This window comes from Frankia sp. CcCS3 (genome assembly GCF_977927575.1).
In genome coordinates this window covers 1-7698 of the sequence record NZ_CDWRCL010000200.1, presented here as the reverse complement: position 1 = coordinate 7698, position 7698 = coordinate 1, and the positions used below count along the sequence as shown (strand labels likewise).

Sequence of the window (7698 nt, the reverse complement as noted above, 5' to 3'; positions counted from 1 at the left end):
GGTCCTAACTGCTGGCTGGCTGATCGTTCACCCGACCGTCCGATCACATTCCGCGCCGTCCACACTACGGTCGGAGATGAGATCAACCCCGCCGTGAACATCCGCGCTTGCCATGGCAACGTCTTGGCCGTCCGGAACGTCCAGTTAGACGGACACGGCTGCCACATCACGACCACGACGGCCGCGGCATGCGTTCCGGCGGGGGTTCTCCCGCTCCGGCCGCCTGAGCGAGGAGGGCTTTCGACTCAGGTGAGCCCCGATACCATGCGCCCGCCGGCCCTGCCGCCCGCGTTGGACCCGCGTGGGCCCCGTCGCCACCACTCCCCGCTGCGACGGCTGTCCGTTGGAGCCGTCGCTCTGCTGTCCGTGCTGGTTCTCGGTCTGAGCACCATCGGGTGGGGGGCCGCCTACCGGCAGTTCGACAAGGCCGTCACGCGCGTCGACTGGGACATCGAGGGTGCCCGCCCAGCGAGCGTGGACGGCGAGGAGAACATCCTGCTACTCGGCGACGACAGCCGGGAGGGTACCGAGGGTCAGTACGGTGTGGTAGACGGCGTCCGGTCCGACACCACCATCATCGCCCACTTCGGCAAGGACGGCTCGGCCACGTTGCTGTCCTTCCCCCGGGACATGCTCGTCCCGGGGGTGCCGCGGGAGAAGGCCACCGCCCGCGACGGCCGGTCGAAGCTCACCGAGGTGCTCGAGTTGGCGGACGTCCCCGGTCTCGTCAGCACGCTGGAATCCCTGACCGGCCTGAAGATCGACCATACCATCTCGATCAATCTCGCCGGTTTCAAGGCGATGACCGACGCGGTGGGAGGCGTAACCGTGTGTGTGACGCCCCTACCGAACGGCAGCACCCGCAACCTGCACGACTCGATGTCGGGATGGAGCGGACGGCTCGGCGAGAACCGTCTCAACGGTGATCAGGCGCTGGCCTTCGTCCGGACCCGCTACGCGCTCGGGGACGAACGCCTTCGCATCCTGCGCCAGCAGCAGTTCCTCTCCAAGCTGCTGGCGACAGCGACCAGCACCGGAGTGCTCACCAACCCGGCCAAGATCACTTCGTTGATCGGGGCGGTCGGCGGCGCACTGCGGATCGACCAGGGCCTCGACCAGACCGCGATACTCAAGCTCGCGAAGCGGGCCAGCGAGCTGGGTCCGGGAAGAATTCACTTCGTGACAGTCCCTACGCACATCGCGCTGCGCTCCGATGGTGCGGTCGACGACATGGGTTCGATTCCCCCGCACGGGGCCGTACTCATCGTCGATCAGGCCGGCCTCGACCAAGTCCTCGCTCCGCTGCTGCCCGCGGGCACCAAGCCTCCCGCACAGCGAACTCTCGACCCCGCCCAGGTCTCGATCGCCGCCGTCCGCAACGCCTCGGGACGTGCCGGACTCGCCACCCGCACGGTCGACGGACTGCGGGCACTCGGCTTCACTGGGCCGATGACCGCCGCGACATCGACCCGCCAGACTCTGACCGAGGTACGCCATCCCCCGGGCCAGGAGGCCGCGGCACGCACCCTGGCGGCGACGATCCCCGGCAGCCGGATCGTCGCGGGCGCCGGCCGCTCCGGGGCCGGCCTCGTCCTCGTCCTCGGATCCACCTTCACCGGCCTGTCCAACGTCGGCCTGTCCAACGTCGGCCTGCCCAACGTCGGCCTGCCCAGCGGTGGCCTGCCGGGCGGTGGCCTGCCGGGCGCGGCGGCGACCGTCGACACGAGGATCCCGACGGCCTCGACGGCCGCCGGTGGTGACACCCGGACGACCACGGTCGCCATCACCGCGACGCCGGCCCCGGCGACCGGCGGGGCCGGCACCACAGGCGCCACAGGCACCGGCGGCACCACGGGCACCGCGACCGCTCCGGTCGGTCCCGTTCCCTCCGACACCTCGTGCACGCCATGAACGCCTCCGTGCCGCGGCTGGTCGCCGTACGGACGCTGCTTGGCCCGGCCGCGGACGCCGACGCCGACGCCGCACCCGCGGCGGGAGTTCGCGGCATCGCGTCCGTCCTCGCGCACCGGCTGGCCACCGATCCCGCCCGCCCGCTGGTCACCTTCTACGACGACGCGACCGGCGAACGCGTGGAATTCTCGGCGACCACCTTCGACAACTGGGTGGCGAAGACCGCGAACATGCTGGTCGACACGCTCGGCCTCGGCATCGGTGACCGGGTCGGCGTCCACCTGCCGACGCACTGGCTCAGTTCGGTCATTCTGCTCGCCACCTGGTCAGCCGGGATGGAGGTGGTCCTCGTCCGAGACGCAGACGGCGGGCAGGACGGCGGGGACACCGAGAAGGACGGCGGGGAGCTGCCGGTCGCGACCCCCCTCGACGCGCTGTTCGTGGCCGAGGACCGGCTCGACGAGGCGTCCGGCCTGATGGTGGACGAGATCGTGGCCCTGTCACTGCGCCCGCTGAGTGCTCGGATGCGCAGGCCCGTCGCCGGGGTTCTCGACTACGCCGCGGAGGTGCCCCCGCACGGCGATCGGTTCGCCGCCCCGGCACCGCCACCCGGGCAGGCCGCGCTGCTGCGCGCGGGTACCGCGATCGCGGGGGCGTGGGACCTGGGACCCGCGGACCGGGTGCTGTTCACCGCGTCGCTCGCCACGACCGAGGGCCTGGTCGGCTCGCTGCTCGCTCCCCTGGTCGCAGGCTCGTCGATCGTGCTGTGCCGGCATCTCGACAGCGCCGCGCTCCCGCGGCGCATCGAGACGGAGAAGATCACCGCCGTCGGTCGGTCGGTCCTGCGGCACGCGCCCGGCCCACTGCCCGCGGGGGTCCGGTCGCTGCCGCTCCCCCGCCTCGGGTGAAACCCGCACGACCCCCGTAGCGGGCCGCGGATGGGGAATGACCATACCCGACATCCGGACGGCTCACAGACGGCGTGACCACCGAACGGCGCGACGGCCAACGAGAATGGGGCAACGCGGTCCCCGGTGCGTCCGGCTCACCGGGGCTTACGAGATTGCCCCGGCGGGAGGGCCGGCAGCGCGGCGGCCGGTCTTTACCACGTGTAGCGGAGGTCGCTCGAACGTGAGCACGTCACCGGTTCTTCACATCAGCGTCATCGGCACCGGATACCTGGGCGCGACACACGCCGTATGCATGGCGGAACTGGGGTTCGAGGTCATCGGTGTCGATATCGACGCGACCAGGACGCAGCGGCTCGCCGTGGGTGAGGTGCCCTTCTTCGAGCCCGGCCTGGAAGGGCTACTCCGCAAGAACCTGGAGGCGGGACGACTGGCCTTCTCGAGCTCGCTCGCCGAGGCGGCTGACCGGGCCGAGGTGCATTTCATCTGCGTGGGAACACCGCAACGGCCCGATTCCGGCGCGACGGACCTGCGCCACGTCGAAGCGGTGACGAATGGTCTGATCGCGGCCGGGCTGCGGCCCGGGACGCTGGTGGTGGGCAAGTCGACGGTTCCCACGGGCACCGCGGCCCGGCTGGCCGGACGACTTGCCGCCGGCGCCCCGGGCGCGGAACTTGCGTGGAATCCCGAGTTCCTCCGGGAGGGGTCCGCCATCGACGACACCCTGCGGCCGGACCGCCTGGTCTTCGGGGTCGTCCCGGGTGGCATCGCCGAGGCACGGCTGCGGGCGGTCTACGCCAGAACGATCAAAGAAGGCACACCCGTCATCGTCACCGACTTCGCCACGGCCGAGATCGTGAAGGTCGCCGCGAACGCCTTCCTCGCGACAAAAATCTCCTTCATCAACGCGATGGCCGAAATCTGCGACATGACCGGGGGGAACGTGACCGAGCTCGCCGCCGCCCTGGCTCACGACCCCAGGATCGGGCCCCGGTTCCTCCAGGCCGGCATCGGCTTCGGTGGCGGCTGCCTACCCAAGGACCTCCGTGCCTTCCAGGCCCGCGCGGACGAGCTGGGAGTCGGCTCCGCGCTGGCCTTCCTCACCGAGGTCGACGCCGTCAACACGCGGGCCCGGACGCGGACGGTGGCGCTAGCCACCAAGGCGCTGGGGGGCTCGCCGACGGGCCGGATGGTGGCGGTCCTCGGTGCCGCCTTCAAACCGAACTCCGATGACATCCGCGACTCGCCCGCCCTCGACGTGGCCACCGCGCTGCACCGCGCCGGCGGCCACGTGTCCGTGTACGACCCCGCGGCGATCCCGAACGCCCGCGTTCGCTACCCGTACCTGCACTACACCGACTCGGTGATACGGGCCGTGGCAGGAGCGGAGATCGTCCTGGTCCTGACGGAATGGAGCGAGTTCCGCGAGATCGACCCGGCCGCCCTGCGACCGCACGTCAGCAGACCCATCGTCATCGACGGACGGCACGTCCTGGATCCCGCGGTCTGGCGGGATGCCGGCTGGATCTACCACGCGCTCGGACGGCCACTCGCGTGACCCGCCGACCGGACCTACCGGACCTACCGGACCTACCGGACCTACCGGACCTACCGGACCTACCGGACCTACCGGACTAGGCAAGCTTGACCCGACGACAATCCGACGACGCGACCCATCCAATGCCGCCGTGGACCGCCCTACGGCAGAACCTCGACCAGTGCCCCGGTCTCCACCTGGTAGACGAATCCACGCACCGAGGTGGTGGACTGCAGGAACGGCGACGAACGCAGCACCCTGACGGACTTGCGCACGTCCTCCTTGACATCGGGAAAGGAATACACGTCCCATTCGGGACGAACGCCCGTCTCGTGCTCCACCTGGTCCCGGAACCCGTCGTCGGTAATCCTTTCGAGACCACATCCGGTGTGGTGTAAAAGAATGATCTCCGTCGTTCCCAGCACGTGCTGGCTCACGGCGAGCGAGCGGACCACATCCGGGGTGATGACACCACCGGCGTTGCGCAGGATGTGGGCGTCACCTTCGACGAGACCGAGCAGAGCCTCCACCTGGATCCGCGCGTCCATACAGGCAACCACCGCGACGCCCAGGCGCGGCCGCGTGCCGGGCAGGGCAGGAAGCCCGGCCTCCCGCCGCCGGACGGGGTGACCTACGGCGTAGCTCAGCAGGAGTTCGGTCGCCGTGGCATCGCTACCCACTGGGCCCACCGGCTCCACCGGGCTCACAGGACGCACGGTGTCCGCGGGGCGCACGGTGTCCGCCTGGGCGTCGGCAACGGAGCCAACAGCAGTGTGGTCATCGGTGTCCACGTGGTCATCGGTCCTTGACGTTGACATCAACGGCTCGGCCGGCGACTCGAGCGGATCATGATGATGCGTCCTTCCGATCAATGGTCCCCACCCTCCCACTGCCAGGATGCCGTCCATGGGCCCAGCTTCGCCAACGTTCCCAAGCTTTTGCCGAAGTTGTGCCACTCACGTTGCCCGCCGCACCGGATTGGTGGCATCACCTAGCGTAAAGATGGGAACAGCTACTCGGTGACTCCACCACGCGCCGACGGGTTCACCGCTACGTCCGGCACCATGGCCGGTGAGCCGGCCTCGCCACGGATGCCCACCACGCCACCGTCGACGGGGGTGGCACGGTGGGCGGGCGGGAGCAGCCGGTACTCTCTCCGAGTGGTAAATATCGATCGGGGTCGCCCGTGGTGAGACACCGACAGACCCGCTCACCGATGCAGGTACTCATCCACGAGATGGGCAAGTTCGGGCTGGTCGGCGGCGCGTGTTACGCCATCGACTTTCTTGTCTCCAACCTGTGCCACACGCTTCTCGGAATGGGTCCACTCAGCGCGAAGACCGTCTCCACGGTGGTCGCTGCCACCTTTTCCTACATCGGGAACCGGCAATGGTCGTTCAACCATCGCGCCCGAACCGGTCTACGTCGCGAGTACACACTCTTCGTGATCCTGAATACGGTCGGGTTGCTGATCGCGCTCGGCTGCCTCGGGTTCGCACGCTATGTACTCGATCTCAAGGGCGTACTTGCGTTCAACCTGTTCGGTAACATCATCGGCACCGGGCTGGGCACCGTATTCCGGTTCTGGGCCTACAAGAAGTGGGTCTTCCTCCACCCGGACCATCCCAAGGCCACCGCGAACGGCGGAGCCCGTCAGGACGGTCGTCGGCGCATCCCGGAGCATGCGGGCCGGATCTGACCGCACCAGCGGCCCCCGGCCCGACGCACATTCCGCCGCCTCGTCCGGCACCGGACCGGCCGTTTCAGGTGCGCCGCGCATCGCCGCCACCCCCGGACGCCCAACACGCCCGCCGACACGGCACGACAGCGGAACAGGACGTTCCGCCCTCCCGCCGTCCCCGGCAGACAAGTCGGGAACAACCTAGTTCCGATACCGAACGGTTCCCGAACCTTCGCCGGTGGGCTACGCTCGGCGGGCCATGCTGGCGCCGCGCGCCCACAGCCCTCCATCCAGCGAGACACATCGGCTACCGGGAACGCCGCGTGGAGCGCCGTCCAGTCCGCAGCAACCTGGAGGGTGTGTCGTGACCCCGTCCTCGCTCGCGTCGTCGCACCCCGGCGGCCGACCTCGCGACGAGAGCCGGGACCAGGCGATCCGCACCGCCACCCTCGACCTTCTGGCCGAGGTCGGATACGACGGTGTGACGATGGACCGGGTGGCCACCCGGGCGCGAGCCGGAAAGGCCACCATCTACCGGCGCTGGCCGTCAAAGCTCGCCCTGGTGATGGACGCGGTCAACGCCTTCACCGAGCAGCGGATGCCGGTACCCGACAACGGCTCCCTCCGCTTGGACATCCTTGAGTTCCTGACCTCGTTCCATGACACGATCCGCGGCGATCGGGGACGGATCCTCGCGGAACTGATCTCGGAGATGCCGCGCAATCCCGGTCTGCGCGACGCCCTGCGCCGCGGCCTCTGGATGCAACGCCAGGCAAGCTCGGAGGCCATCATCGAACGCGGGATCGCCCGTGGCGAGGTCCGCCCGGACGTCGACCGCACGGTACTCATAGAACTCGGAACCGCCGTCATCCTCCAACGGGTGCTGCTGACCGGAGATCCGGTCGATCAGACGTTCCTGGAGATGATCGTCGACGACATCGTGATCCGTTACGCGGCCTGATCCGACACCTTGTCTACAAGACGACCCGGGATCCCCCTCCGAACGCAAAGCTCCTAACATCGAGCATCGAGCCCGACCTGGGCCGAACGGGGCGGTCCGTCCCGTTCTAACACAGATGGACGGTTGCGAGAACCGCCCAGCACCACGGCGGGATCCGCAAGATCACGAGCGCGAGCCGGGGCCGCTCTTCGCGCAGCGCAGGAGGACGTCATGCAGTCACCGGGCCCAGGCCCCCAGGACCCGGACGCCCAGACCCAACGGGTTGACGGCAACGCTGGTGGTTCTTATTCCGCCTCGTCGTACTCCGCGGGCTCGGCACCGTTCGGCGACGAAGACGAGACCCGCCTGCTCGGCAACAGCGCACCCGGCGGCTACCCGCCCACGGAACAGTACTCCCAGAACCCTCCGAACCAGTATCCCCAGAACCAGTACGCACAGAATCCGTACCGCGGCACCGATCAGTACCCCCCGACGGCGGTCTACCCACCCGGCGAGGGCTACGGCCAGGGTTACCAGCAGCAGGATTATCCCGCCAACAGCTATCCCACGGAGAGTTATCCGCAACAGGCATATCAGCAGAACTATCAGTCGGGTTACCACCAAGATCCGGGTTACCACCAAGGGTATCAGCAGCAGGGCTACCCTGCGGCGGGCGGTTACGGAGGTTATCCGGGCTCTTCGAAGTTAAGCGGGTTTGAGG

General features: G+C 68.9%; 6 protein-coding genes and 1 pseudogene. 6 read left to right on the top strand and 1 reads right to left on the bottom strand.

The genetic code is table 11. The features are described from left to right. The first annotated feature begins 249 nt into the window (after window positions 1-249). The 3 genes from AC08OQ_RS15555 (at window position 250) to AC08OQ_RS15545 (ending at window position 4377) form a co-directional block, all read left to right on the top strand. Complete coding sequence (locus AC08OQ_RS15555) at window positions 250-1911, top strand: LCP family protein (RefSeq protein ID WP_476605567.1); 1662 nt, start codon at window positions 250-252, stop codon at window positions 1909-1911. Further along, window positions 1908-2819: a TIGR03089 family protein gene (locus AC08OQ_RS15550; protein ID WP_476601904.1), complete on the top strand. Its 912-nt coding sequence runs from the start codon at window positions 1908-1910 to the stop codon at window positions 2817-2819. Before AC08OQ_RS15555 ends, AC08OQ_RS15550 begins: the two co-directional genes overlap by 4 nt. 223 nt (window positions 2820-3042) lie before the next feature. Then, complete coding sequence (locus AC08OQ_RS15545) at window positions 3043-4377, top strand: UDP-glucose dehydrogenase family protein (protein ID WP_462203172.1); 1335 nt, start codon at window positions 3043-3045, stop codon at window positions 4375-4377. A gap of 140 nt (window positions 4378-4517) precedes the next feature. Here AC08OQ_RS15545 and AC08OQ_RS15540 read toward each other — a convergent pair whose 3' ends face one another. Continuing rightward, window positions 4518-5147: a beta-class carbonic anhydrase gene (locus AC08OQ_RS15540; protein WP_476601905.1), complete on the bottom strand. Its 630-nt coding sequence runs from the start codon at window positions 5145-5147 to the stop codon at window positions 4518-4520. 398 nt (window positions 5148-5545) lie between these two features. Between AC08OQ_RS15540 and AC08OQ_RS15535 the strand changes: the two genes are divergently transcribed. The 3 genes and pseudogenes from AC08OQ_RS15535 to AC08OQ_RS15525 form a co-directional block, all read left to right on the top strand. After that, entirely contained in the window at window positions 5546-6055 is a 510-nt protein-coding gene (locus AC08OQ_RS15535) for a GtrA family protein (RefSeq protein WP_476603670.1), read from the top strand. Window positions 6056-6401: 346 nt separating this feature from the next. Continuing rightward, window positions 6402-6998: a TetR/AcrR family transcriptional regulator gene (locus tag AC08OQ_RS15530; protein WP_476593568.1), complete on the top strand. Its 597-nt coding sequence runs from the start codon at window positions 6402-6404 to the stop codon at window positions 6996-6998. Between the two features lie 210 nt (window positions 6999-7208). Then, window positions 7209-7698 (top strand): annotated as a pseudogene (locus AC08OQ_RS15525) (hypothetical protein); the annotation flags it as partial.